Annotated in this window: 29 protein-coding genes, 1 tRNA gene and 1 other RNA gene; 15 read left to right on the top strand and 16 right to left on the bottom strand. The window is 69.4% G+C overall.

All coding sequences use genetic code 11. The features are described 5' to 3' along the window. The first annotated feature begins 9 nt into the window (after positions 1–9). The 13 genes from QBJ89_RS17830 to QBJ89_RS17770 all read left to right on the top strand — a co-directional run bounded on the left by QBJ89_RS17830 (position 10) and on the right by QBJ89_RS17770 (position 10,559). Positions 10–462, top strand: a complete 453-nt coding sequence (locus QBJ89_RS17830; RefSeq protein ID WP_277981821.1) for a M67 family metallopeptidase — start codon at positions 10–12, stop codon at positions 460–462. 9 nt (positions 463–471) lie between these two features. Next, positions 472–1,116 (top strand): histidine phosphotransferase family protein, encoded by a 645-nt coding sequence (locus QBJ89_RS17825; protein WP_277981820.1) that lies wholly within the window; start codon positions 472–474, stop codon positions 1,114–1,116. Positions 1,117–1,315: 199 nt separating this feature from the next. Then, positions 1,316–2,161: a hypothetical protein gene (locus tag QBJ89_RS17820; protein WP_277981819.1), complete on the top strand. Its 846-nt coding sequence runs from the start codon at positions 1,316–1,318 to the stop codon at positions 2,159–2,161. A 111-nt stretch (positions 2,162–2,272) separates the two neighbouring features. Further along, on the top strand, positions 2,273–4,576 hold the full coding sequence (locus QBJ89_RS17815) for a chemotaxis protein CheA (RefSeq protein WP_277981818.1): 2,304 nt from the start codon (positions 2,273–2,275) through the stop codon (positions 4,574–4,576). After that, positions 4,573–5,013 (top strand): chemotaxis protein CheW, encoded by a 441-nt coding sequence (locus tag QBJ89_RS17810; protein WP_277981817.1) that lies wholly within the window; start codon positions 4,573–4,575, stop codon positions 5,011–5,013. Before QBJ89_RS17815 ends, QBJ89_RS17810 begins: the two co-directional genes overlap by 4 nt. A gap of 268 nt (positions 5,014–5,281) precedes the next feature. Continuing rightward, on the top strand, positions 5,282–5,647 hold the full coding sequence (locus QBJ89_RS17805; protein WP_219746791.1) for a response regulator: 366 nt from the start codon (positions 5,282–5,284) through the stop codon (positions 5,645–5,647). A 35-nt stretch (positions 5,648–5,682) separates the two neighbouring features. After that, positions 5,683–6,771 carry a chemotaxis protein CheB gene (locus QBJ89_RS17800; protein WP_277981816.1) on the top strand — a complete coding sequence of 363 codons (1,089 nt, stop codon included), beginning with the start codon at positions 5,683–5,685 and terminating at the stop codon, positions 6,769–6,771. Next, on the top strand, positions 6,768–7,616 hold the full coding sequence (locus QBJ89_RS17795; RefSeq protein WP_277981815.1) for a CheR family methyltransferase: 849 nt from the start codon (positions 6,768–6,770) through the stop codon (positions 7,614–7,616). The genes QBJ89_RS17800 and QBJ89_RS17795 overlap by 4 nt, the downstream gene beginning before the upstream one ends. Positions 7,617–7,635: 19 nt before the next feature. After that, positions 7,636–8,538: a DMT family transporter gene (locus tag QBJ89_RS17790; protein WP_277981814.1), complete on the top strand. Its 903-nt coding sequence runs from the start codon at positions 7,636–7,638 to the stop codon at positions 8,536–8,538. Continuing rightward, a complete protein-coding gene (locus QBJ89_RS17785; protein WP_277981813.1) occupies positions 8,535–9,224 on the top strand; it encodes an N-acetylmuramoyl-L-alanine amidase in 690 nt (229 codons plus the stop codon). Before QBJ89_RS17790 ends, QBJ89_RS17785 begins: the two co-directional genes overlap by 4 nt. A 39-nt stretch (positions 9,225–9,263) precedes the next feature. Beyond that, an RNA gene (gene rnpB, locus QBJ89_RS17780) (RNase P RNA component class A) lies at positions 9,264–9,656 on the top strand. A gap of 55 nt (positions 9,657–9,711) precedes the next feature. Beyond that, positions 9,712–10,260 carry a J domain-containing protein gene (locus QBJ89_RS17775; RefSeq protein WP_277981812.1) on the top strand — a complete coding sequence of 183 codons (549 nt, stop codon included), beginning with the start codon at positions 9,712–9,714 and terminating at the stop codon, positions 10,258–10,260. Continuing rightward, positions 10,257–10,559: a (2Fe-2S) ferredoxin domain-containing protein gene (locus QBJ89_RS17770; RefSeq protein WP_277981811.1), complete on the top strand. Its 303-nt coding sequence runs from the start codon at positions 10,257–10,259 to the stop codon at positions 10,557–10,559. The genes QBJ89_RS17775 and QBJ89_RS17770 overlap by 4 nt, the downstream gene beginning before the upstream one ends. A gap of 211 nt (positions 10,560–10,770) precedes the next feature. On the opposite strand, the gene QBJ89_RS17765 is transcribed toward QBJ89_RS17770, so the two are convergent. From QBJ89_RS17765 to QBJ89_RS17725, 9 genes are all read right to left on the bottom strand, one after another. Next, positions 10,771–11,190: a SufE family protein gene (locus QBJ89_RS17765; RefSeq protein ID WP_277981810.1), complete on the bottom strand. Its 420-nt coding sequence runs from the start codon at positions 11,188–11,190 to the stop codon at positions 10,771–10,773. 55 nt (positions 11,191–11,245) lie between these two features. Next, positions 11,246–11,485 carry a hypothetical protein gene (locus QBJ89_RS17760; RefSeq protein ID WP_277981809.1) on the bottom strand — a complete coding sequence of 80 codons (240 nt, stop codon included), beginning with the start codon at positions 11,483–11,485 and terminating at the stop codon, positions 11,246–11,248. Positions 11,486–11,511: 26 nt separating this feature from the next. Beyond that, the gene (locus QBJ89_RS17755) at positions 11,512–11,763 is read right to left on the bottom strand and encodes a hypothetical protein (RefSeq protein WP_277981808.1); all 252 of its coding nucleotides are present in this window, start codon (positions 11,761–11,763) and stop codon (positions 11,512–11,514) included. A gap of 27 nt (positions 11,764–11,790) precedes the next feature. Then, positions 11,791–12,075 (bottom strand): hypothetical protein, encoded by a 285-nt coding sequence (locus tag QBJ89_RS17750; protein WP_277981807.1) that lies wholly within the window; start codon positions 12,073–12,075, stop codon positions 11,791–11,793. 23 nt (positions 12,076–12,098) lie between these two features. Next, positions 12,099–12,407, bottom strand: coding sequence for a hypothetical protein (locus QBJ89_RS17745; RefSeq protein WP_277981848.1), 309 nt, complete (start codon positions 12,405–12,407; stop codon positions 12,099–12,101). 31 nt (positions 12,408–12,438) lie between these two features. Then, on the bottom strand, positions 12,439–12,819 hold the full coding sequence (pspC, locus tag QBJ89_RS17740) for an envelope stress response membrane protein PspC (protein WP_277981806.1): 381 nt from the start codon (positions 12,817–12,819) through the stop codon (positions 12,439–12,441). Then, positions 12,819–13,115 (bottom strand): envelope stress response membrane protein PspB, encoded by a 297-nt coding sequence (gene pspB, locus QBJ89_RS17735; RefSeq protein WP_277981805.1) that lies wholly within the window; start codon positions 13,113–13,115, stop codon positions 12,819–12,821. The genes pspC and pspB overlap by 1 nt, the downstream gene beginning before the upstream one ends. A 1-nt stretch (position 13,116) precedes the next feature. After that, positions 13,117–13,779 (bottom strand): phage shock protein PspA, encoded by a 663-nt coding sequence (gene pspA, locus QBJ89_RS17730; RefSeq protein ID WP_277981804.1) that lies wholly within the window; start codon positions 13,777–13,779, stop codon positions 13,117–13,119. An 81-nt stretch (positions 13,780–13,860) separates the two neighbouring features. Next, complete coding sequence (locus QBJ89_RS17725) at positions 13,861–13,992, bottom strand: hypothetical protein (RefSeq protein ID WP_277981803.1); 132 nt, start codon at positions 13,990–13,992, stop codon at positions 13,861–13,863. 174 nt (positions 13,993–14,166) lie between these two features. On the opposite strand from QBJ89_RS17725, the gene pspF reads away from it, so the two are divergent. After that, positions 14,167–15,240 carry a phage shock protein operon transcriptional activator gene (gene pspF / locus QBJ89_RS17720; protein WP_277981802.1) on the top strand — a complete coding sequence of 358 codons (1,074 nt, stop codon included), beginning with the start codon at positions 14,167–14,169 and terminating at the stop codon, positions 15,238–15,240. A 63-nt stretch (positions 15,241–15,303) separates the two neighbouring features. Further along, positions 15,304–15,918, top strand: coding sequence for a superoxide dismutase (locus QBJ89_RS17715; RefSeq protein WP_277981801.1), 615 nt, complete (start codon positions 15,304–15,306; stop codon positions 15,916–15,918). A 524-nt stretch (positions 15,919–16,442) separates the two neighbouring features. Here QBJ89_RS17715 and QBJ89_RS17710 read toward each other — a convergent pair. The 7 genes from QBJ89_RS17710 to mreD all read right to left on the bottom strand — a co-directional run. Further along, positions 16,443–16,715 carry a DUF1488 family protein gene (locus QBJ89_RS17710; RefSeq protein WP_132907495.1) on the bottom strand — a complete coding sequence of 91 codons (273 nt, stop codon included), beginning with the start codon at positions 16,713–16,715 and terminating at the stop codon, positions 16,443–16,445. 84 nt (positions 16,716–16,799) lie between these two features. Beyond that, a complete protein-coding gene (locus tag QBJ89_RS17705; protein WP_277981800.1) occupies positions 16,800–17,465 on the bottom strand; it encodes a spermidine synthase in 666 nt (221 codons plus the stop codon). Beyond that, positions 17,462–17,830 carry a DUF6481 family protein gene (locus tag QBJ89_RS17700; protein WP_277981799.1) on the bottom strand — a complete coding sequence of 123 codons (369 nt, stop codon included), beginning with the start codon at positions 17,828–17,830 and terminating at the stop codon, positions 17,462–17,464. The genes QBJ89_RS17705 and QBJ89_RS17700 overlap by 4 nt, the downstream gene beginning before the upstream one ends. An 86-nt stretch (positions 17,831–17,916) precedes the next feature. After that, positions 17,917–17,992, bottom strand: a tRNA-Lys gene (locus QBJ89_RS17695). A gap of 113 nt (positions 17,993–18,105) precedes the next feature. Continuing rightward, positions 18,106–19,212: a rod shape-determining protein RodA gene (gene rodA / locus QBJ89_RS17690; RefSeq protein WP_277981798.1), complete on the bottom strand. Its 1,107-nt coding sequence runs from the start codon at positions 19,210–19,212 to the stop codon at positions 18,106–18,108. Further along, positions 19,209–21,320 carry a penicillin-binding protein 2 gene (mrdA, locus tag QBJ89_RS17685; protein ID WP_277981847.1) on the bottom strand — a complete coding sequence of 704 codons (2,112 nt, stop codon included), beginning with the start codon at positions 21,318–21,320 and terminating at the stop codon, positions 19,209–19,211. The genes rodA and mrdA overlap by 4 nt, the downstream gene beginning before the upstream one ends. Further along, a partial coding sequence (gene mreD, locus QBJ89_RS17680) for a rod shape-determining protein MreD (RefSeq protein WP_277981797.1) occupies positions 21,320–21,806 on the bottom strand: 487 nt, incomplete at its 5' end. The genes mreD and mrdA, both read right to left, overlap by 1 nt.

Below are 21,806 nucleotides of genomic sequence, written 5' to 3'. Positions count from 1 at the left end.
GTGGCGACGATGGTCGAAATTTCAATCCGCCTGCGTGACGAGCTTGTCGCCGCCGCTGCCGCCAGCGCCGACGAGATCTGCGGTCTGCTGCTCGGGCGCGGGGAGCATGTGGAGCGGGCGCTGCCATGCCGCAACCTCGCCGCGACACCCGCGACGCGCTTTGAGCTCGACCCCGCCGCGCTGCTCGCGGCGCATCGCGCGGCGCGCGCCGGCGGCCCGGCGGTGCTCGGCCTCTATCACTCGCACCCAAGCGGTGACGTGCGCCCGTCACCGCGCGACGCTGCCGACGCTGCGCCCGACGGCAGCCTCTGGCTCATCGTGGCAGGCGGCCAAGTCACGGCATGGCGCGCGGTCGAGGGTGGCGCGCTCCACGGCCGCTTCGCGGCGGTGACGATGCGCGACGACGGTTGCGAAGGCGACGGTGACCCGCCACAAGGCGGCGACGCACCCCGCGCGGAGTAATCCTTCGACATGACGATCAGCCCGGTCGACTTCGCCTCTCTGTTGTGCTCGCGCTTGTGCCACGACCTGCTGTCGCCGGTCGGCGCGCTCAACAACGGGCTGGAGCTGCTCAACGACGAGACCGACCCCGACATGCGCGCGCGCTGTCTCGAACTGCTCAACGAGAGCGCGCGGGTCTCGGCCAACAAGCTCAAGTTCTTCCGCCTGGCGTTCGGCGCGGCGGGTGGGTTCGGCGAGCGCGTCGACGTGCGCGAGGCGCGCCAGGCGGTTGAGGGACTGCTTGGCGATAACAAGCGGCTCCAGCTGCAATGGCTGATCACCGATCCCGAGCTGCCAAAGGCGGCGGTCAAGGTGCTGCTCAACCTCGCGCTGATTGCGGGCGACACGCTGGTGCGCGGCGGCACGGTGACGATCGGGGTGGAGGAGAGCACCGAGACCACCGAAATCGTGCTGCGCGCCGAGGGGCCGCGGCTGGTGCTCGACCCCGAGCTGCGCGCGACGCTGACTGACGGCGCGAACGGCGCGGCGATCACCCCGCGGGCGGCCGCGGCTTTTCTGGTCAACACGATCACGGCCGAGGCGGGCGGCTCGGTGATGGTGAGCGACGCGGTCGACGGGACCTTGCTATTCGGCGCGGCGCTGCCGAATAGATAAAAGTCGGCTCTCCGGCTCAACTCGGCGAGCCGCGACGACAAGCCGTTGAGCGGAGGGATTGAAACGGCTGACCCATACAGGCGCTAAAGGAACAACGCGGGAACGGGGTTCGCTCTAAAATGATCATGCATCCGGCCGTGCGGATGTGAGATCTTTTGGGGCGAAATTTATGATGCGACGGACAACGATGGCGACCGCGATGATGCTGGCGCTGATGCTCAGCGGCTGCGGTGACGACGGCAAGGATGCCCAGGCGTCCGCCACGGCAAGCAGCAAGAAGGCTGGAACGACCACCCCAGCACCGGCGCCCTCGCCCACGCCGCAGACCTACTCGTACGACAAGGCCGCCAATCTCACGATCGATCGGACCTTCAAAGGGTATGACCGATTCTCGTCCACCGCCGTGGATGGTAAATTCAAGACCGCAGAGTTTTCATCGTCCGATAGTGCTGCCACTTCCTTCGTAAAAGCTGAAAGTAAGATCACCTTTGCCGACAGCGCGGATCTTCCCAACGGTGGTGTATTCTCGTTTCCTGGGATCAGCGGTGGGGCGGGAATACACATTCAGAGCGGTGGACAACTAGTGGCGCTCGAATTACCGAGCGCACTGTCATCGTACCAGTATTTCCTGTTCGCCGAGTATGCTGACGCCGGCACGTATCGCCACTTCGTCATCGGTGCGCCGACCAACCCGGCCGAGATCAACGGTACGGGAACGCTCACCTATGCCGCTCTCATCGGAGAGGAAGGAAACAAGTTGGGCGTCAAGCCTGCGCCGCTCACCGTCGATCTGGCGAAGAGCACGATCGGCGGCACCATCCCGCTGATCCATGACGGCGGTCAGGCGACGGATGTCGTGCTCACCGGGTCAATCGACGCGACGAAGCACATCAAGGGCACGTTCCAGAGCAGCGACGGCAAGGTGACGGGCGAGTTCCGTGGGCGGCCGTTCGGCCCCGGCGGCAAGGAGCTGGCGATGGTCGTCGCTGTGAAAAAGGACGACGGCACACTTGCCTCGTTCCGCCTCACGGGCACGCTCAAGTAGGAGCCTCGCGGCGCGGCCTCGGCTCCGCCGGCGCCGCGCCTTCCTCAGTAAACACCCTTTTAACCGCCGCCGTGCCATGCCCCGCTCGCCGACACGACGCGACGGGGCCGCATGGACGATCTGCTGCAGGAATTTATCGCCGAGACGCGCGAGACGCTCGAGGCGCTCTCGGGCGAGATCGTCGGCTGGGAGGCCGATCCGAGCGACCGCGCGCGGCTCGATTCGATCTTCCGCTTCGTCCACACGATCAAGGGCAGCTGCGGCTTCCTCGACCTGCCGCGGCTCGCCCGGCTGAGCCACGCCGCCGAGGATGCGCTCGCCGCGGTGCGCGGCGGTGACCGCGTGCCGGACAGCGCGCTGGTCAGCGCGATCCTTGCGATCATCGACCGGATCGGCGACCTGGTCGAGGCGATCGACGCGGGCGAATCGTTCGACGATGGCGGCGAGGCGCTGCTGATCGCCGCGCTCGACGCCGTACCGGCCGCCGCCACACCCGCCGCCGCGGTACCGAGCGCGCCGACGCTGCCCGATCCCGCCGCGCTTGCCGCCAACCCGCAACGCAGCGGGCACAAGCGGTCGGTGCGGCTTTCGGTCGACCTGCTCGACCGCATGATGAGCGGCGTGTCCGACATGGTGCTCGCGCGCAACCAGCTCGCGCGCCACCTGCGTCTGATCGAAGATCCGCGGCTCGAGGCGATGCTCGAGCGGCTCAGCCTCTCGGTCGACGAGCTGCGCGACACCGTTACCCGCACCCGCATGCAACGCGTTGAGGCGCTGTTCTCGGCGCTGCCGCGGCTGGCGCGCGACTCCGCCGCCTCGCTCGGCAAGTCGGTGACGCTGGTGATCGAGGGCGGGGACGTCGAGCTCGACCGCGAAATGATTGAGTTGCTGCGCGACCCGCTCGTCCACATCGTCCGCAACGCGGTCGACCACGGGCTGGAGGACCGCGCCGACCGCATCCTCGCGGGCAAGCCCGGCACCGGCGAGCTGCGCGTCGTCGCGCGCCAGGCCGGCAATCTCATCATCATCGACATCGTCGACGACGGTCGCGGGGTCGATACCGACCGGCTCGTCGCCAAGATCCTGCGCGACCAGCCGTCGCGCGCCGCCGAACTGCGCGGGCTCGACGAGGAGGCGCGGCTGCGGCTGATTTTCGAGGCCGGTCTGTCGTCGCGCGACGAGGTCACCGCTCTGTCGGGCCGCGGTGTCGGGATGGACGTGGTCAAGGCCAATGTCGAGCAGGCCGGTGGACGCATCTCGCTGGTCAATCGACCGGGGCAGGGGCTCACCGTCTCGCTCGAGGTGCCGCTGACGCTCGCCATCCTCAACGCGGTGCTGGTTGACGCCGCTGGCACGCGCTTCGCGGTGCCGCGCCAGTCGGTGGACGAGATCGTCGCGGTTGACGGCGGCGCCGTAAGGGTCGATCGCGTCGGCACCGGGTCGGTCGTGCTGCTGCGCGGCCAACGTCTGCCGATGGTCGAGCTGGGCGACCTGCTCGATCACGCGCCCGCCGAGCCGCCGCGCTATCTCGCGATCGTCTCGCTGCGCGAGGGCCGCTTCGCACTCGCGCTCGACGGCGTGCGCGACACGCAGGAGCTGGTGGTCAAGCCCGCCGCGCCCGCGGTGATGCGCGCAGGGATCTACGCCGGGCAGATGCTGCCCGACGATGGTCTGCCGATCCTGCTGCTCGACTGTTCGGGTATCGCCGGCAAAGCGGGGCTGACCTTCGAGCAGGCGCAGGTGCAGGTTTCCGCCACCGTGGCGTTCGAGCCGGTACGCGCCTTGCTGTTCCTTGACGTCGACGGCGCGCGCCGCCTCATCGTGTCCGACGCGGTCGACCGCATCGAGAAGGTCGCGGCCGGCGCGGTGCGCGCGCTGGCGGGCGGCACGTGGCTGACGATCGACGGCCGCTCGGTGCCGGTCTGGGCGGGGCAGGGGGTGGAGGCTGGAACGGTGCGCACCGTCTTGCGGCTCCAGGCCGACGGTCTCGAGCTCGCCTATCCCGTCGAAGAGGCGATCGAGATCGTGCCGCTGCCCGACGAGCTCTCTCCCGCCGCCGATCCGCACGGCACCATCGCGGGGCTGGCGGTGATCGCGGGCGAGCCGATCGAGCTGGTCGACCCGCTCGCGCTGTTCGCCGCCTTGCCCGTCGCGGCGGAGCGCCCGCTCTGCCTGCTCTACGGCAGCGAGGGGGCGTGGATGGAAGCGTTTCTCAAGCCGACGATCGAGCAGGCCGGCTACCGGGTGATCCGCGCGGTCAGCCCGGGCGAGCGCCCCGCCATCGCGCTCGCGATCGACGAGGAGGCCGACAGCGCACCGACCCCCTCGCTGCGGCTTAGCCGCTCGCGCGGCCAGCCACTCTACCGTTACGACCGCGGCGCGCTGATCGCCGCGCTGAAGGAGCATCGGGCATGATCGGATCGCTGCAGTTGGTGGCGCGGATCGGCGGCTGCGGCGTGCTGTTCGACGCCGAGCGAGTCGATTCGGTGGTCGAAGTCGGCGCCGTGGTGCCCGCTCCCGGCGCGGCGGCCTCGGTAATCGGGCTGGCGGCGATGCGGAGCCGCGTCGCCACCGTGCTGGACGTGCGCACGCTGCTCGGCGTCGCGCGTTGTCCTGACGAGAAGCGTCGCGAGGGGGGCCGCGCGGTGGCGACGATCGTCGATGGCCATCTCTACGCCATCGCGGTCGACTCGCTCGAGGACGTTTCCACCTTCCAGCTCGGCGCAGCCCCTGCGGGGCTGGACACAACGGGCGAATGGGATTTCGTCACCGGCATCGGCGAGGGGCAGCACGAGACGCTACTGGCGCTTGACGTCGACCGGCTGGTCGCGCGGGCCAGCGCGCTGGCCTGATCGGGCCTAGCCGGCGGGCGAACGTGTCCTCGGTTCGTCAAGCCAGGCCTGACTTGGCACTCAATGGTGCCGCGCACGCTTCCGGCGCCCCACAAGCGGCAGCATGGAAGGCGGATCAAGTTCGGCATGACGCTTGGCAGTGGATCGGCGGTCTCATCCATTCAGCGCTTGAACACCGCGATCCGAGCAACTTCCGCATCGCCGTTAACGTCAAACTTACCCCTCGCGCGGCACAGATAGGCCACGCTTGGTATTGCAGGATCGCCCCATGAAGACTTGCCTGATCGTCGACGACTCCAAGGTGATCCGCAAGGTCGCCCGGCATATCCTGGAGACGCTCGACTTCACCGTCGCGGAAGCGGGTGACGGCCGCGAGGCGCTCACCGCCTGCCGCGCGTCCTGCCCCGACGTCATCCTGCTCGACTGGAACATGCCCGTGATGAGCGGGATGGAGTTCCTCCGTGCGCTCGGCGACGAGTCGCTGCCGGCGCGCCCCAAGGTGGTGTTCTGCACGACCGAGAACGGCATGGCGCACATCCGCGCGGCGATCGAGGCCGGCGCCGACGAATATGTGATGAAGCCGTTCGATCGCGAGACGCTGCAGAGCAAGCTCCAGATCGTCGGCGTCGCCTGACGCCAGCGCCCGCCGCGCCCCGGTCGATTGCTGCGATGCCACAGTTCGCGTCCTCTCTGGCGCCGTCGCGCGGTGCGCCGCCGCGCGTGCTGATCGTTGACGATTCAGCGGTCGCGCGTGCCGCGCTCGGCCGCTACGTCGAGGCGAGCGGGCGGTTCGAGCTGGCCGGCGCGGTCGGCGATGCCTCGCGCGCGCTCGCCTTCCTCGCGACGCAGCGGGTCGACGTGATCCTGCTCGACCTCGAGATGCCGCGGCAGAGCGGGATCGACGCGCTGCCGCAGCTGCTCGTCGCCGGCGCAGGGGCGCGCGTGCTGATCGTGTCGAGCACCGCGGCGGAGGGCGCCGAGGTGACGATGCGCGCACTCGCGCTTGGCGCGGCCGACACGCTGGTCAAGCCGGTGGCGGGCGCGTTCGCCAGCCGCTTCGGCGACACGCTGCTGGCGCGGCTCGATGTGCTCGCCACCCCTGCGGCGCTGGCGGGGCCGATGGCACCGGCCGAGCCGGCGCGCCGGCCGATCACCCCGTTGCCGCTCGTGCCGACGGCGCCCGCCTTCGACGCGATCGCGATCGGCGCCTCCACCGGCGGTATCCATGCGCTCGCCTCGCTCCTCGCCGAGGTACCCGCCGCGGTGACCCAGCCGATCCTGGTCACGCAGCACCTGCCGCCGTCCTTCTCGCCCTATTTTGCCGCGCAGGTCGGCGTCTCGGCGAAGCGTCCGAGCGTCATCGCGCAGGACCATGGCCGTGTCCGTACCGGCGAGGTCGTGATCGCGCCGGGCAACGCGCACCTCGTCGCCCATGCGCTCCACGACGGCGGCGCGGCCACGCGGCTGTCGCAAGCGCCCGCGCCGACCGGTAATCTGCCCTCGGTCGACCCGATGTTCGCGAGCCTGGCCGTCGTGTACGGCCCGCGCCTGCTTGCGATCGTGCTGAGCGGCATGGGCCGCGACGGGCTGGAGGGCGCGCGCGCGGTGCGCGACGCCGGCGGCACGGTGTTGGTGCAGGACCGCGGCAGTTCGGTGGTGTGGGGCATGCCGGGTGCCGTCGCCAAGGCCGGCTTGGCGCAGGGCGTGATGTCGCCGGCCGAGCTCGGCGCGGTGATTGCCGCAGGGGGCGGCCGATGAGCGCGGCGGCGCTGGGTCAGCCGACGATCGACGCGGGCTCGGCACAGGTCTTCGCCGCGCTGCTCGAGGCGCGCACCGGCCAGCGCATCGCCGCTGGCCGTAGCTGGAAATTCGACGCCGCGCTGAAGCCGCTGCTCCAGTCGCTCGGGCTCGATCGGGTCGAACAACTCACGGCGAGGCTGATGGAACGTCACGACACCGCACTGGCTGATCGGATCGTCGATTCGCTGCTCAACCAGGAGACCAGCTTCTACCGCGACGCGGGCGTGATCGAGGCCGCCGCCAAGCTGGTGCAGGAGCAGCCCGCGCCCGCGCGCGTATGGTGCGCCGCCTGCGCCACCGGCCAGGAGCCGCTGTCGCTCGCCATGCTGTTCGCCGAGGCGGGCGGGCCGACGCCCGAGATCGTCGCCACCGATGTCTCCGCCGCCGCAATCGCGCGCGCCCGGGCGGGCAGCTACAGCCAGTTCGAGATCCAGCGCGGCCTGCCAATACGGCGCATGATGCGATGGTTCGACAGCGCGCCGAACGATCACTGGGTGGCGCAGCCCAAGCTGCTCGCGACGATCACCTACCGCCGCCACAATCTGGTGACCGATCCGGCGCCGGCCGGGCTGTTCGACCTGATCCTGTGCCGCAACGTGCTGTTCTACCTCGCGCCGCACCTGCGCGAGCAAGTGCTCGAGCGGCTCGCCGCGGCACTCAAGCCCAGCGGCGTGCTGCTGCTCGGCGCGGGCGAGACCGTTATCGGCCAGTCGGATCGGCTGCGCCCGTGCCGCCGTGCGCGCGGCTTCTACGAGCGCGTCGGTGCCCCCGACACGCCGGAGCGGCTTTACACCGCGCGCTAAGTCCGCGATCCGGTAAGGCGTGAGCAGCGCCGCCCCGACCACTACCAGCACCTTCGGCGCGCGCGACCTCGCCGTGGTGGTGATGATGAACCTGCTGTGGGGCCTCAACATCGTCGCGGTGAAGGAGGCGGTCGCGCTCGTCCCGCCGATCACCGCGGGCATGCTGCGCCAGCTGATCGTGCTGCTGGTCTGCGCCAGTGCACTGCGCGTCGTGCCGGGCAAGATGGCGCCGCTGCTGACGCTGGGCGTGCTCTCGGGCGGGCTGTTCTACGTCTTCATCAATCTCAGCCTCGCGGTGTCCGACAATGTCGGTGCACTGGCGATCGCGGGGCAACTCGGCGTGCCCTTCTCGCTGCTGCTCGCGATCGCGGTGTTGCGCGAGCGGATCCACGCGCCGCGCGTGATCGGCATCCTGCTCGCCTTCGCCGGCGTGGGGCTGCTGGTATTCGATCCTGCCACGGCGCGCGAGGGATTGGGTCTGGCGCTGACGGCGGCGAGCAGCATGGTGTGGGCGGTCTGCTCGCTCATCCAGCGCCGGCTGGTCGGCGTGCCGGTGCTGACGATCTACGCCTGGATCGGTCTGCTCGGGACGCTGACGCTGGCCGCGGCGTCATGGTGGTTCGAGCCCGGCGCCTTCGCGCGGCTGCCGCGCACGCCAATTGCGGCGCTGCTGCCGATCGCTTTCTCCGGCATCGGCTCGACCGTGCTGGGCCACGGTTCGATGATGTGGCTGCTGCAACGCCACCCGGTCTCGACCGTCACGCCGCTGACGCTCGCCGCGCCGGTGGTCAGCGTCGCCGCCGCATCCTATTGGTTCGGCACGCCGCTGACCTGGCCGATGGTGGCCGGGGGCGCGGTGGCGATGCTGGGGGTAGCGATCGTGACGATCCGGACGGCGGCGAAGGGTGAGCGACGAGCATGAGATGTGTCGAGGCGCCGTCGCCCAACTTCAACGAGCGCAAGCTGCCGATCTCGATGATCGTGCTACATTATACCGGGATGCGCAGCGCCGAGGAGGCGATCGCGCGGCTGCGCGACCCCGCCGCCGAAGTGTCGAGCCACTATGTCGTGGACGAGGACGGCACGCTGCTCCGGCTCGTCGACGACGACAAGCGCGCCTGGCACGCCGGCGCGTCGCACTGGCGCGACGTGGACGACGTCAACTCCGCGTCGCTCGGGATCGAGATCGTCAACCCCGGGCATGAGTTCGGCTATCGCGCCTTTCCCGAGGCGCAGGTCGATGCGGTGATCCGGCTGGTCGCGCATCTCAAGGACCACTACGAAATCACGCGCGGCAATATCGTCGGCCATTCCGATATCGCGCCAGCGCGCAAGCGCGATCCGGGCGAGCTGTTCCCGTGGCACCGGCTGGCGCGGCTGCGGCTGGCGCTGCCGCGCCCGACCAAGAACCTGATGGATCCGTTCTGGAGCGAGCCCGCTTTCTGCCTCGCGCTCGAGCGCTTCGGCTATGACGTCACCGACCGGATGGCAGCGATCATGGCGTTCCAGCGGCGTTTCCGCCCCGAGCTGATCGACGGCGAGATCGATGCCGAATGCCGCATGATCCTGCTCGCGCTGCTGCTTCCCCGCCCGCGCGGCGACGACTGACGCTTCCCAGGCAGCGCGGGAGCCGCTAGGGCGACCGCGCCAGGGGGCCGGGCGGCCGCGTCACGCGTGAGCGTGCCGAGGAAAGTCCGGGCTCCACGGAACGACGGTGGCGGGTAACGCCCGCCGGCCAAGGGCGCGAGCCCGCGGTCAGGGACAGTGCAACAGAGAGCAGACGGCCACGGCTTCGGCCGGGCCATGGTGAAAGGGTGCGGTAAGAGCGCACCGCGCGGCCGGCAACGGTCGTGGCACGGTAAACCCCACCGGGAGCAAGACCGAATAGGGGCGGCAGGGGCGCGTTCGCGCGTCCGGGGCGTGTTCCCGCTCGCCGCCCGGGTTGGTCGCTGGAGCGCGTCGGCAACGGCGCGCCGAGAGGAATGGTCGCCCAGTCCCGAAAGGGATGGACAGAACCCGGCTTACAGGCCCCCTGGCATTTTCGCTGCCGCGCTCGCTTGGCGCGCGCGGCGGCGGACCCTATGTGCCGGTGCGCATGGCACGTATTCCTACCCGCTCGAACGACTGGGGTTTCCCGCGCTGGCGCGGCTATGGCGCCGGCCGCGACGCGGCGAACGTGCGGTTGTGCGACCGCCACGGCTGCGAGGAACCGGGTAACTGCCCCGCGCCCAAGTCGCCCAATAGCCCCGACCGCTGGTATTTTTGTCAGACGCACGCGGCCGAGTACAATCGCGGCTGGAATTACTTCGAGGGTCTATCCGCCGAGGAGGCGGCGGCGCGCGAGGCCGACGAGCGCCGCGACGCCGGCGGTTATCAGCAGTCGCGTCACCAGGCCTGGGCCGGGCCGGGCGACGGCACGCGCTCGCGCGACGAGATCCGCGCGCTCGAGGTGCTCGAGCTCGAGGTGGACTCCTCGTTCGACGACGTGCGGCTGGCGTGGCGCCGGCTCGCCAAGTCGAACCACCCCGACGTTCGCCCCGGCGACGCCGAGGCGGCCAAGCGCTTTCAGGCGATCCAGGCGGCCTATGAGGTGCTGCGCGCCGCCGAGGACGCGCGCACCTGGAAGCCGCGGGCGCAGGCGTGACGAACGAGGTCCGCGCGCGCTGGGGCGGCGCGCTGCTGGTGTGCGGCAAATGCTCGAAGAAGCTGGGCGGCGGCTTCGGTCGCAAGGGCAAGCAGTCGCTCGCCAAGGCGCTGCGCGACGAACCCGGGCTGGGCAAGGGGCGCAGGGCAGCGCTCGGCGTCATCGAGGTGCGCTGCCTCGGCGTGTGCCCGCGCGGGGCGGTGACCATGGTCGACACGCGCGTGCCGGATCGATGGCGGCTGGTCGATGCGGGAGCCGACGTGGCGGCGCTGGCGGGGAGCTTGCGCGGCGAAGGGTGAGAGCTGCCGACGGTCAGCCCGCGACAGTGAGCGCGAGGGTAGCGACGGTCGACCTCGTCAGCCTCCTCGGCATTCCCGAGTGGGCAGGGATCCAGACGCGCCGACGTACCGACTCCATCGGGGCGGTCAGCCTGTCCGGATTCCCGCGTGCGTAGGAATGACGGCAAGTGAGACGAGGACGCACCCGCGCGCTACCGCGCCGCGCACCACCTCACCCCGCGTAACGCCGCGCCGTCTCGCGGATCAGCGCGATCATGTTCGGGATGCCCTGCGTCCGGTTCGAACTCAGCTGCGCCTTGAGCTCGAACGGCGCCAGCGCGCCTTCTATGTCGGTCGCCAGGATCTCGCGCGGAGCGCGGTCCTGCACCGTGAGTAGCACCAGGGCGATGATCCCCTTGGTGATCGCGGCGTTGCTATCGGCCAGGAAGTGGAGCGTGCCGTGCGCCGGCACCGTCGGATAGACCCATACCGAGGCGGAGCAGCCCCGCACCAACGTTGCTTCGGTCTTGAGCGCTGCGGGCATCGGCTCGAGCGAGCGGCCCAGCTCGACTAGCAGGCGGTAGCGGTCATCACCCTCGACGAACTCATATTCCTCGCGGATCGCGTCGAGCGTGGGGGCGGTGTCGGTCATCGCGCGCGGGCTAGCCGCCGCGCGCGCGCACCGCAACCGCCCAGAGGACCATCGTTCAGAGGTCCACCCCCGCCGCGATCGCCTCGAGCTTGCGGATACGCTCCTTGAGATCGGCGATCTCGATCCGCGCGCCCGCGCTGGGCGGCGCTGGGGCGTGGCCCTCGCGGTGATGCCCGAGCTGCTCGTGCTGAAGCCGGAGCCAGCCGCGCCAGCCGTTGAGCGCGGCGTAGATCAGCATCGCCAGCCCGGCGAGCCCGGTCGCGGCCATGCTGAGGTAGAAAGTGGGATCGGACATGGCTGCCGTCTCCGTACGGGTTGAGGTCAGCGGTCGCGCAGCTGCTCGATCTGGCGTTCCAGATCGGCGCGGCCATGATTGTCGGTGATGAGGCGCTCGAGCACCGCGACACGCTCCTTGAGCTGGCGCACCTCGTCCTGCGAGCGGGCGACGTCGACGCTCGGGTAACCGGCGCCGTCGCCGTCGCGCACCCGGCCGATCGCGCGATAGCGCTCCTGCAGCACGCGGCCGATCATCAGGATGAAGACGATGGCGACGACCATCGAGAACGGACCCATCTTACTCTCCCTCGTGGCGCGCGCGGCTCAGTTGAGCCGGTCGTCGCGCAATTGTTCGATCTGGGCGGCAACGTCGGCGCCCCGGTCGGTGGCGATGCGCTCCAGCACGCGCACGCGCGCCTCGAGCCGCTCGGTGTGCGCCGCATATTGCGCGGCCTTCTCCGCGGTGGCTTCGGTCAGCACCTGCGCCATCCGCTCCTTGTGGGTCAGCCAGCGGCGAAACATCTCGCCGCCGACGCCCAGGATCACGGGCAGTCCGATCACCACGAAGGCCAGCATGAAGATGGTGAAGCCGTTGAGTTGCTCGGACATGACGCGTCTCCTACCTCGTCTTCTCAGCGGTCGCGCAGCGCCTCGATCTCGCGCGCGGTGCGGACAGCGGGATCGGTGGCGATGCGCTCCAGCACCGCGATCCGCTCTTCCAGTCGGCCGATCTTGCCCGTGAGCCGTTCGTTCTCGGCCTCGAGCAGCGCGACGCCGCGGTCGGGGCCGATCGCGTCGCCGGCGAGCGCGGGCGCGCCATGGCGTCGCCGACCGCGGCGCTCGTCGTCGAGCGGATAGCCGTGCCGCGCGCGCACCCAGGTGCGAAAGGCGTGCGAGGCGCTCACCGCGGTGACGATCCCCACCGGCACCATCCAACCCATGTCCATGTCCGTGCCTCCCTCTCGTGCGGTGTCAGCGCAGGCTGTCGATCTCGCGCGCGAGCGCGCTGTTGCGGCTGGTATAATGCAGCTCGATGTCGGCAAGGCGCCGGTCGATCTCGCGGAACTTGGCGCGCACCTCGGCGGTGGAGCGCTTGGGATTGGAGCGGACGCCCTGCCAGAATTTCTGGTCCTCGCGGTCCTGGTACAGACCGGCAGGCTTGGGCTCCGCCATCCAGGCGATCAGCACATAGGCCAGGATCGTCCACCAGAAGCCGCTCGCCAGCGTGAGCAGCACCGTGATCACCCGCACCCAGACGACGTCGATCCCGGTATAGTCGGCGATGCCCGAGCAGACCCCTTTCCACTGGCCGTTCTGCGGGTCGAGGTAGAATTTGGTACGACTGTCGGACATTAGTTCCTCCGATCGATCGAGCGTGCCGTCGGCTGGTCGAGGCGATAGTCGGGCTGGCTGCGGTAATCGGCCATGCCCGGGCGGAAATCGGGATTGTCGGCGGCGACGATCCGCTCGACGGTGGTGACGCGATCCTCCAGCCGGCGCGCGAGATTGTACATGTCGTCGAGCAGCCGCTCGTCCTCGTCGGTCATGCGCGGCGCGGTCTTCCACCGAGTGACATAGTGAAGGATCAGCCACGGCAGGCCGATGAAGAGCGAGGTGATCGCGATCAGCGGGACAAAGACGTCTTCCACCTCAATTCTCCCGGTTCAGCTTAGCCTTGAGCGCCGCCAGCTCGGCGTCGATCTTATCGCTGGAGCGCAGTGCATCGAATTCATCGTCGAGGGTGCGCGGGGTGAGGCCCATCGCCTCGGCGCGACCCTCGGCTTCGTCGGCGCGACGCTCGAGCACCTCGAAGCGGCTGAACGCGTCATGCGTCTTCGGCCCGTTCCACATCTCGCGCAGCTTGGCCTTGGTGTTGGCGCTCTCGAGCCGCGTCGCGATCGCGTTCTGCTTGGCGCGCGCCTCGCGCAGCTTGCTCTGCAGCTTGGCGATATCCTCCTCGGACGAGCGCAGCGCCTCGTCGAGCGTCGCGACCTCGTCGCGCAGCTGCGCGCCCATCTCGGCCGCCTTGCCGCGCTCGACCAGCGCCGCCTTGGCGAGATCCTCACGGTCCTTCGACAGCGCGAGCTCGGCCTTCTCGGTCCAGCTCGCCTCGATCTCGGCCAGCTTCTGGATGTGGCGCCGCATCTCCTTCTGATCGGCGATGGTGCGGGCAGCGGAAGCGCGCACCTCGACCAACGTCTCCTCCATCTCGAGGATGATCATGCGAACCATCTTCGCCGGGTCGTCTGCTCGCTCGAGCAGCTCGGCCATGTTGGCGGCGACGATGTCGCGAGTGCGGGAGAAAATGCCCATCTCGATAAGGACTCCTGCGTCAATCGGTCCCTTGTAGCGGATCGCGCGGGCGGCGGGGAGGGTGCCGTGCCGCGCGGCGTGTCACGCCACCCGGTGGATCGGTGCGTGGCCGAGCGCGGCCGCCGGGCCGACCGCGCCCAGCACCATTGTGGCGCTGACGACGACGGTGAGGGCGAGCGTGGCGAGCTTGCTGGTGCGATCGGTGCGGGTCATGGTGTGTCTCCTTCGTCCTGAGTTGCCGAAAGCTTTGCAGGAGGCGTGCCAGTTCGTCCGCATGATCGTTTCTCCAGCTTTTCCGCCAATTTCGGTCGCGTGAGGAGGGATCTCCGCCGCTAGGAAGATTTCGACAGTTGCCAGCGCTTGGCATTTTGCGCCAGAAGTTGGCGCATGGAGCGAACCACTCAGGTTGTCGGTCAGTCCGGGGTTTTCCTCGACGCGCTTGAGCGCGCCAGCCGCGCGGCGGGACTCGACCGGCCGGTGCTGGTGATCGGAGAACGCGGTACCGGCAAGGAATTGGTGGCGGAGCGGCTGCACCATCTCAGCCAGCGTTGGGACCAGCCGCTGGTGACGATGAACTGCGCCGCATTGCCGGAGACGCTGATCGAGGCCGAGTTGTTCGGCCATGAGGCGGGTTCGTTCACCGGCGCGACCAAGGCGCGCGTCGGCCGCTTCGAGGAGGCGGACGGCGGCACGCTCTTCCTCGACGAGCTCGGCACCTTGTCGATGGGCGCGCAGGAACGCCTGCTGCGCGCCGTCGAATATGGCGAGGTGACCCGGATTGGCGCGTCGCGCCCGCGCCGCGTCGATGTCCGCATCGTCGCCGCCACCAACGAGCATCTGCCCGATCGCGTCGACTCGGGTACGTTCCGCGCCGATTTGCTCGACCGGCTCTCGTTCGAGGTGGTGACGCTGCCGCCGTTACGCGCACGGCGCAGCGACATCGCGGTGCTCGCCGACTTCTTCGGCCGCCGCATGGCCGCCGAGCTCGGCCGCGACGAGTGGGAGGGGTTCACCGACGAGGCGATGGAGCTGATGCGCTCCTATCGCTGGCCCGGCAACGTGCGCGAGTTGCGCAACGTCGTGGAGCGCGCGGTCTATCGCTGGGAACGCGGTGGTGCGATCGGCGAGGTCGAGTTTGATCCCTTTGCCTCGCCCTATCGCCCTGGTGCGCCGCGTGCGGTAGCGTCGAGCGCGCCGCCGCCGCCCGCCGCGGCGGAGACGTCGCCGGGCGACCCGTCGCGCGAGGCGCCCGACGAGCCGGAGGACGCGGAGGTCGCCGCCTGCGAGGTCGGCCCGTCCGACTTCAAGAGCCGGGTGGCGCGGTTCGAGCGCGAGCTGCTCGCCAAGGCGCTCGCCGACAATCGCTTCAACCAGCGCGCCACCGCCGAGGCGCTGGGGCTCAGCTACGACCAGCTGCGCCACGCACTGCGCCGCCACGACCTGATCGGGGCGGTTGCGTAACGATTGCGCGGGAGCCATTTGGGCGGGCGTCGCGTTGCGCACGCGAACCCACAGGAGGATTCCATGGCTTTCGAACTCCCGCCGCTGCCGTACGATTATGACGCGCTGGAGCCGGTCATCTCGAAAGAGACGATGACCTTCCACCACGACAAGCACCACAAGGCCTATACCGACAAGCTCAACGAGGGCGTCGCGGCGGACCCGAAGCTGGAGGGTCAGTCGATCGAGCAGATCCTGGGGCAAATCTCGTCGCTGCCGCCCCTGCTCCGCAACAATGGCGGCGGCTATTGGAATCACGACTTCTTCTGGAAGATCATGGGCAAGCCCGGCAGCACAAGCGGGCCGAGCGGCAAGCTGGCCGAGGCGATCGACGCCTATGGCGGGCTCGACAAGCTCAAGGAGGATTTTAATACCAAGGGCGCCGGCCAGTTCGGGTCGGGCTGGGCCTGGGTGATCGTCGACCAGAGCGGGCAGCTCAAGGTCACGTCGACGCCCAACCAGGACAACCCGCTGATGGACGTGGTCAGCGACCGCGGCACGCCGATCCTGGGGAACGACGTGTGGGAGCACGCTTATTATCTCACCTACAAGAACGACCGGCCCGGCTATCTGAAAGCCTGGTGGGACGTGGTGAACTGGGACGAGGTGGGCCGCCGCTTCGACGCCGCTACCGCCTGAATGAGTGAGAGCGCCGCGCCGGGAGATCGGGGCGGCGCTCCTGCGACAGGGTCGACAAGCCGGACCATTGCTTCAGCGAAAGTTTCGGCAAACGCCGGAGCCCAACGGCAAAAGAGTAAGCGAGCGCGACCCTGGCCTCCTGCCTGCGCAGGAGCACCTCGGCGACGGATTGATCAAGTGCGCCTCAAACGATACCTGTCGGAGCACCTGATCGAGTGCGGACACGACCAGGCTCCCGCCAAGCCGATGGGATCATCGTAGAGGTTCAGCCTGCTGGATTGGCGGCTCGTGCCGACATCGCGCGCCTCAACGTCGCGGCGTATCCGGCGCACGCCGCGCGAACACCACGACCATGCCGAGCGTCGCCAGAGCCCCGATCCCGCCAACTGCCACCACCAGCGCGCTGGGTACGTCCATAATCCTCTCCCTGCCGCCGTGCGGCTATTGTTGTGGCAGGAGAGTGACTTGAGTTGGCGAGCCGCGCAATGGTGTTGTTGCGCCGCCCGCCTGGTGAACTTTCCGGACTATTCCAGATCGTTCTCGCTGACGATCACGAGACCGGTGCCATTCCCGCGCGATAGCGCCGAGAGCGCCGCCTCGCTGATCGCGTCGACGAAGCGGTTGAACATGTCGATTGCGTCGCCATCGGGGGCGTCGCCGCTCAGCGCCTCAAGCACGTCATATTGCACCGCGAATTCCTGCTCGTCACCATCGACCTCGGCGGTGAACTCCACCTGACGCTCGTCGATGTTGTCGAGCAGCGAATTATTGTCGATCTCCAACTCGTTCGCGGCCATAACGACTCCCTTTGATGCGGCGGCTACAGAAGAGCGGTAAAGCCGCAGCTGGCGCAGGTGTTCCCCGCGACCTGCATGATCGGGTCAGCGGGCAAACCAGATGACGTGCGTGGCGCCCTTGCCGTTGGAGCGCGCGCGGACCTTCACCTCGTCCACCGCAAAGCCGGCGCGGGCCAGTCGACGCGCGAAGGCGGGGTCGGGCGCCGCCGACCAGATCGCGAGCACGCCGCCCGGTGCCAGTGCTGTGCGCGCATCGTCGAGGCCGCGCGCGTGATACAGCGAGTCATTGGCCTCGCGCGTCAGTCCGTCGGGGCCGTTGTCGACGTCGAGCAGGATCGCATCGTAGCGACGCCGCGCGCGCCGGATCACCGCGCCGACGTCGCCGATCTCGAGCGACACGCGGGGATCGTCGAGGCAGCCGGCGGTGAGCGCGGCCATCGGCCCGCGCGCCCAGTCGATGATGCCGGGTACCAGCTCGGTGACCAGGATCTCGGCGTCCGCGCCAAGCCGGCCGAGCAGCGCGCGGAGCGTGAAGCCCATGCCGTAACCGCCGACCAGCAATCGAGGCGCAGGGCGATCGCCGAGCCGGTCGCACGTCATCGTGCCAAGCGCCTCTTCCGAGCCGCTCATGCGCGTGCTCATCAGCTCGTTGCGGTCGAGCACGATCATGTGATCGGCGCCGCGCCGAAACAGCCGCAACGGCGCGCCGCCCGGGACCTCGGCGACCCCGACCAGCTCGCGCTGGATCACTTGCGCTGACGGGCCTTGCGCGCGGCGTAGCGCGCGTCGCGCGCCGCCTTGAGCTCGGCCGCGGTCGGCAGCGACACCGCGCGCTTCGCGGCGGCTTCCGCGGCAGCCTGCTCGGCCGCGGCGGCCTCGACCTCCGCCTGGGCCCGCGCCTCTTCCTTGGCGGCCTTCTTCGCCTCGATCGCGGCGCGGTGCGCGGCGCGCTTCTCCTCCTCGGCCGCTTCCTTGGCCGCGCGCGCGGCGGCGCGCGCCGCTACCTGCTCGGGATCGGGAGCCGGCCGGTTCTTGAGCAACTCGAGCGCCTTCTGTTTGGCGTCGCGTGCCGCCTGAGCGCGGTCGTTGAAATCGGGGGCCTTGAAGCCTGCCATACCTGAGTCGTCTCCGTCGAAGAGGCCGGTGATGTCCCGGCCCATAGCACAACGGCCCCGCATCGCTGCGGAGCCGTTGAAAAAACTGGTGGACGCACTTGGGCTCGAACCAAGGACCCGCTGATTAAGAGTCAGCTGCTCTACCAACTGAGCTATGCGTCCGTGACCGGCGGGAAGGAAGCGGTTGTCGCCGCCCCGCGATCGGGAAGCGCGCCTCTACCAACGCGCTCCGGCTTTGCAAACCCCTTTTTTCGCGGTGCGGCGAGAAAAGCCGCTCACCAGCGCTGGCGAAGTTTGGAGGAGCGATCGATCCCCATCAGAATACCTAGCGAGATCAGCACCGTCATCTGCGCCGAGCCGCCGAAGCTCACCAGCGGCAGCGGGATGCCGACCACGGGGGCGAGTCCCATCACCATCATCAGGTTGATCGCCATGTAGAAGAACATCGTCGTCGCGAGCCCCGCCGCGGCCAGCTTGGCGAAGCGGTCCTCGGCGCGCACGCCGACGTTGATGCCCCATCGGATCACCAGCAGGAAGGCGATGATCAGGAAGGCGCCGCCCGCCAGTCCCCATTCCTCCGCCATGGTGGCGAAGACGAAGTCGGTGTGACCCTCGGGCAGATAGTCGAGATGGCTCTGCGTGCCGTTGAGGAAGCCCTTGCCGAAGATCCCGCCCGAGCCGATCGCGATCTTGGACTGGCTGATGTGATAGCCGGTGCCCAGCGGATCGCTCTCGGGATCGAGGAAGATCAGCACGCGGTGGCGCTGATAGTCGTGGAGCACGTATTCGAAGGCGAGCGGGATCGCTACCGCGACCGCCAGCGCACCGCCGACGAACAGCCGCAGCGGAATGCCGGCGAGGAACATCACGGTGGCACCGCCGGCGCAGATCATCAGCCCGGTGCCGAGGTCGGGCTGCGCCATCACGATCATCGCCGGCAGGCCGATCAGCACCGCCGCGGGCCACAGCGCGGCGAAGCGCCGCGTCTCGGTCGCGGGCAGCAAAGCGTAGAAGCGCGCGCAGGCCAGCACGATGGCCAGCTTCATCAGCTCGGACGGCTGGATTCGGATCGGGCCGAAGCCGAGCCAGCGCTGGCTGCCGCCGCGCACCGCGCCGAGCAGCTCGACCATGATGAGCAGCACCAGCATCACCGCGTAGATCCAGAAGGCCGAGCGCTTCCACCAGTCGAGCGGCACGCGCGACAGCACGACCGCACCTGCTAGGAACACGACGAAGCGCAGACCCTGCGGCACCACCCAGGGTGTCATGCTGCCGCCCGCGGCCGAGTAGAGCACGATCAGCCCGAAGCCGCCGATCCCGGCGACCAGCAGGAGCACGCGCCACGGCAGCGCGGCGAGCGGGGCGGGGACGAAGCCGCTCACTCGCGCCCGGTCCCGCCGTCGCCGCGCCCGCTCTCGCTGTCGGGCTCGGGCGAGCCGGTGCGCGCCGGCCCGTCGCCGCGCGCGGTATCGGCCGCCTGCGCCTCGGCGGTGGCGTTTAACGCGTCCGTCGCCGCGGCGACCGCGTCCGAGCCCGTCGCCGCGACGTCGTCGAGATTGGGACGCGGCGGGGGCGGGGCGTGCGCGGCGCGATAGGCCGCCGCCTCCGCCGCCATCCGCGTGCGGATGTCGCCGCCCCAGGTCGGCTCGACCTCGGCGAGGCTCTTCAGCGCGCGCTCGCGATCGAACAGGTAGGTCATGATGTCGCGCCCGATCATCGGCGTGTCGAGGTTGCGCACGGTGTGGCCGTTATGCTCCAGCACTACCGCCGCCGCGTAGCGCGGATTGTCATAGGGCGCGAAGCAGACGAACAAGGCGTGGTCTCGCAGCTTGAACGGCAGCTGCCCGTTCTTGAGCACGCCGCTGCGCCGCTCCGCCGTACTGATGTGGCGCACCTGCGCGGTGCCGGTCTTGCCCGCGATCGCGACCCCGGGCACCTGCATCCGCGCGGCGCCGCCGGTGCCGCCGGCGTTGACCACGCCGTACATCGCCTCGCGGATGAGCCGGAAATGCTCGGGGTCGATCGCCATGGGCTGGGCGCGCGGCTTGAACGGGTCGCGGATCAGCGTCGGCTTTAACTCGAGCCCCGAGCCGAGCCGGCTCGCCATCACCGCGAGCTGGAGCGGGTTGGCGAGGACATAACCCTGGCCGATCGAGGCGTTGATCGCGTCGGCGACCTTCCACTCGGTCTTGTACTTGCGCCGCTTCCACTCGCTGTCGGGCACGGTGCCATAGCGCTGCGTGGAGAAGGGCAGGTCGAACTTCTGCCCCATGCCGAGCGCGCGCGCCACCGGGGCGATCTTATCGTAGCCGACGCGCCGCGCCATCTCGTAGAAGTAGATGTCGCAGCTCTGCATGATCGCGTTCTTGAGGTCGAGCGGGCCGTGGCCGTGGCGCTTGTGGCAGTGCCACACGCCGTTACCGACCTGGAACGCGCCTGAGCAGAAGACGCGGTCGTTGGGGTCGACTCCCGCGGCGAGCAGCGCCAGCCCGTTCATCGGCTTCACCGTCGAGCCCGGCGGGTAGAGCCCCTGAGTCACCTTGTTCATCAGCGGAACGTGATCGTTCTCGCTGAGCATCTTCCACTCGAGCTGGCTGATCCCCTCGGAGAAGCTGTTGGGATCATAGGCGGGCATCGACACCATCGCGAGCATCTCGCCGTTGGTGCAGTCGAACACCACGCACGAGCCCGAATTGGTGCCGAGCCGCCGCGCCGCATATTCCTGCAGCCCGGCGTCGATCGTGAGCCGCAGCGTGCGCCCGGGCACGTCGGGGCGGGTGGCGAGCTCCTTGACGAGCTTGCCGCGCGCGGTGACCTCGACCCGCTTGGCGCCTGCGGTGCCGCGCAGCAGCGGCTCCATTGTCTTCTCCAGCCCGTCCTTGCCGAGCTTGAAGCCGGGAGTGAGATAGAGCGGGTCGCGCACCTTCTTATACTGCTCGGCGGTCGCGGCGCCGACATAGCCGATCAGATGCGCCACCGCGGCGCCCTGCGGATAGTGCCGCGCGAAGCCGCGCGACGGCGCCACGCCGGGCAGCTCGGGCTGGCGCACCTGCACCGCGGCGAAGCGGTCCCAGTCGATGTTCTCGGCGATCTCGACCGGGCGGAAGCCGGGCGAGTGTTTCAGCTCGGCCTCGATCTGCGCCACCTCCTCGTCGTCCAGCCCGAGCAGGGTGCGCAGGCGGGCGAGGGTCCGGTCCTTGTCCTCGAGCCGGTCGGGGATGACGTCCACGCGGAAGTCGGTGCGGTTGCTCGCGATCGGCTGGCCGTTGCGGTCGACGATCCAGCCGCGCCGCGGCGGGATCATCGTCATGCTCACGCGGTTGCGCTCGGACAGCAGGTTGTAATGCTCGTTCTGCGTGATCGCGAGATAGCCCATCCGCCCGATCAGCAGCCCGCCCAGCCCGATCTGGCCCGCGCCGAGCAGCCAGGCGCGGCGCGAGAAGCTGTAGGCCTGCGCGGCCTCGGTCATGACGCGCGGCGGCCGCGCCATCAGCGTGCCCGCTTGAGGTCGATCCACGCCACCAGCCGGGCGGCGGCGGGGAAAAGCAGGACGGAGAGGATGATCTGGATCACGAGCACGCCGTCGACATAGGCGGAGAGCGGGCTCGCGAACAGCCGTCCTCCCGCCAGCACGAGCGCGATCGCCACCGCTGCGATCGCCCAGCTCTGCGCGAAGTCGCGCATGCCCGAGCGCGCCTCGAGCGCCTCGACCAGGAAGAAGGCCGCCGTCCACAGCAGCATCGCGCTGCCGAGCGGCTGACCCGAGACGAGATCGTCGAACAGGCCGAGCAGCGCCGGTGCCCAGACGCGTAGCGACAGTGGTGCGAGCAGCCGCCACGACAGCATCATCAGCAGCCCCAGCGGCGGTAGCAGCCCGAGCGAGGCGTTCCACGGCAGCGTCGTCGCCAGCGAGCCGGCGAGCACGCTCGCCCAGGGGAGCAGGCGCGCGCGGCCGGGCGGCAGCGGCTCCTTGAAC

Source organism: Sphingomonas phyllosphaerae, assembly GCF_029623345.1.
Taxonomy (GTDB): Bacteria; Pseudomonadota; Alphaproteobacteria; order Sphingomonadales; family Sphingomonadaceae; genus Sphingomonas; species Sphingomonas phyllosphaerae_C.
Note: the sequence above shows the minus strand (reverse complement) of the source record. Positions and strands in the feature narration are given on the sequence as shown.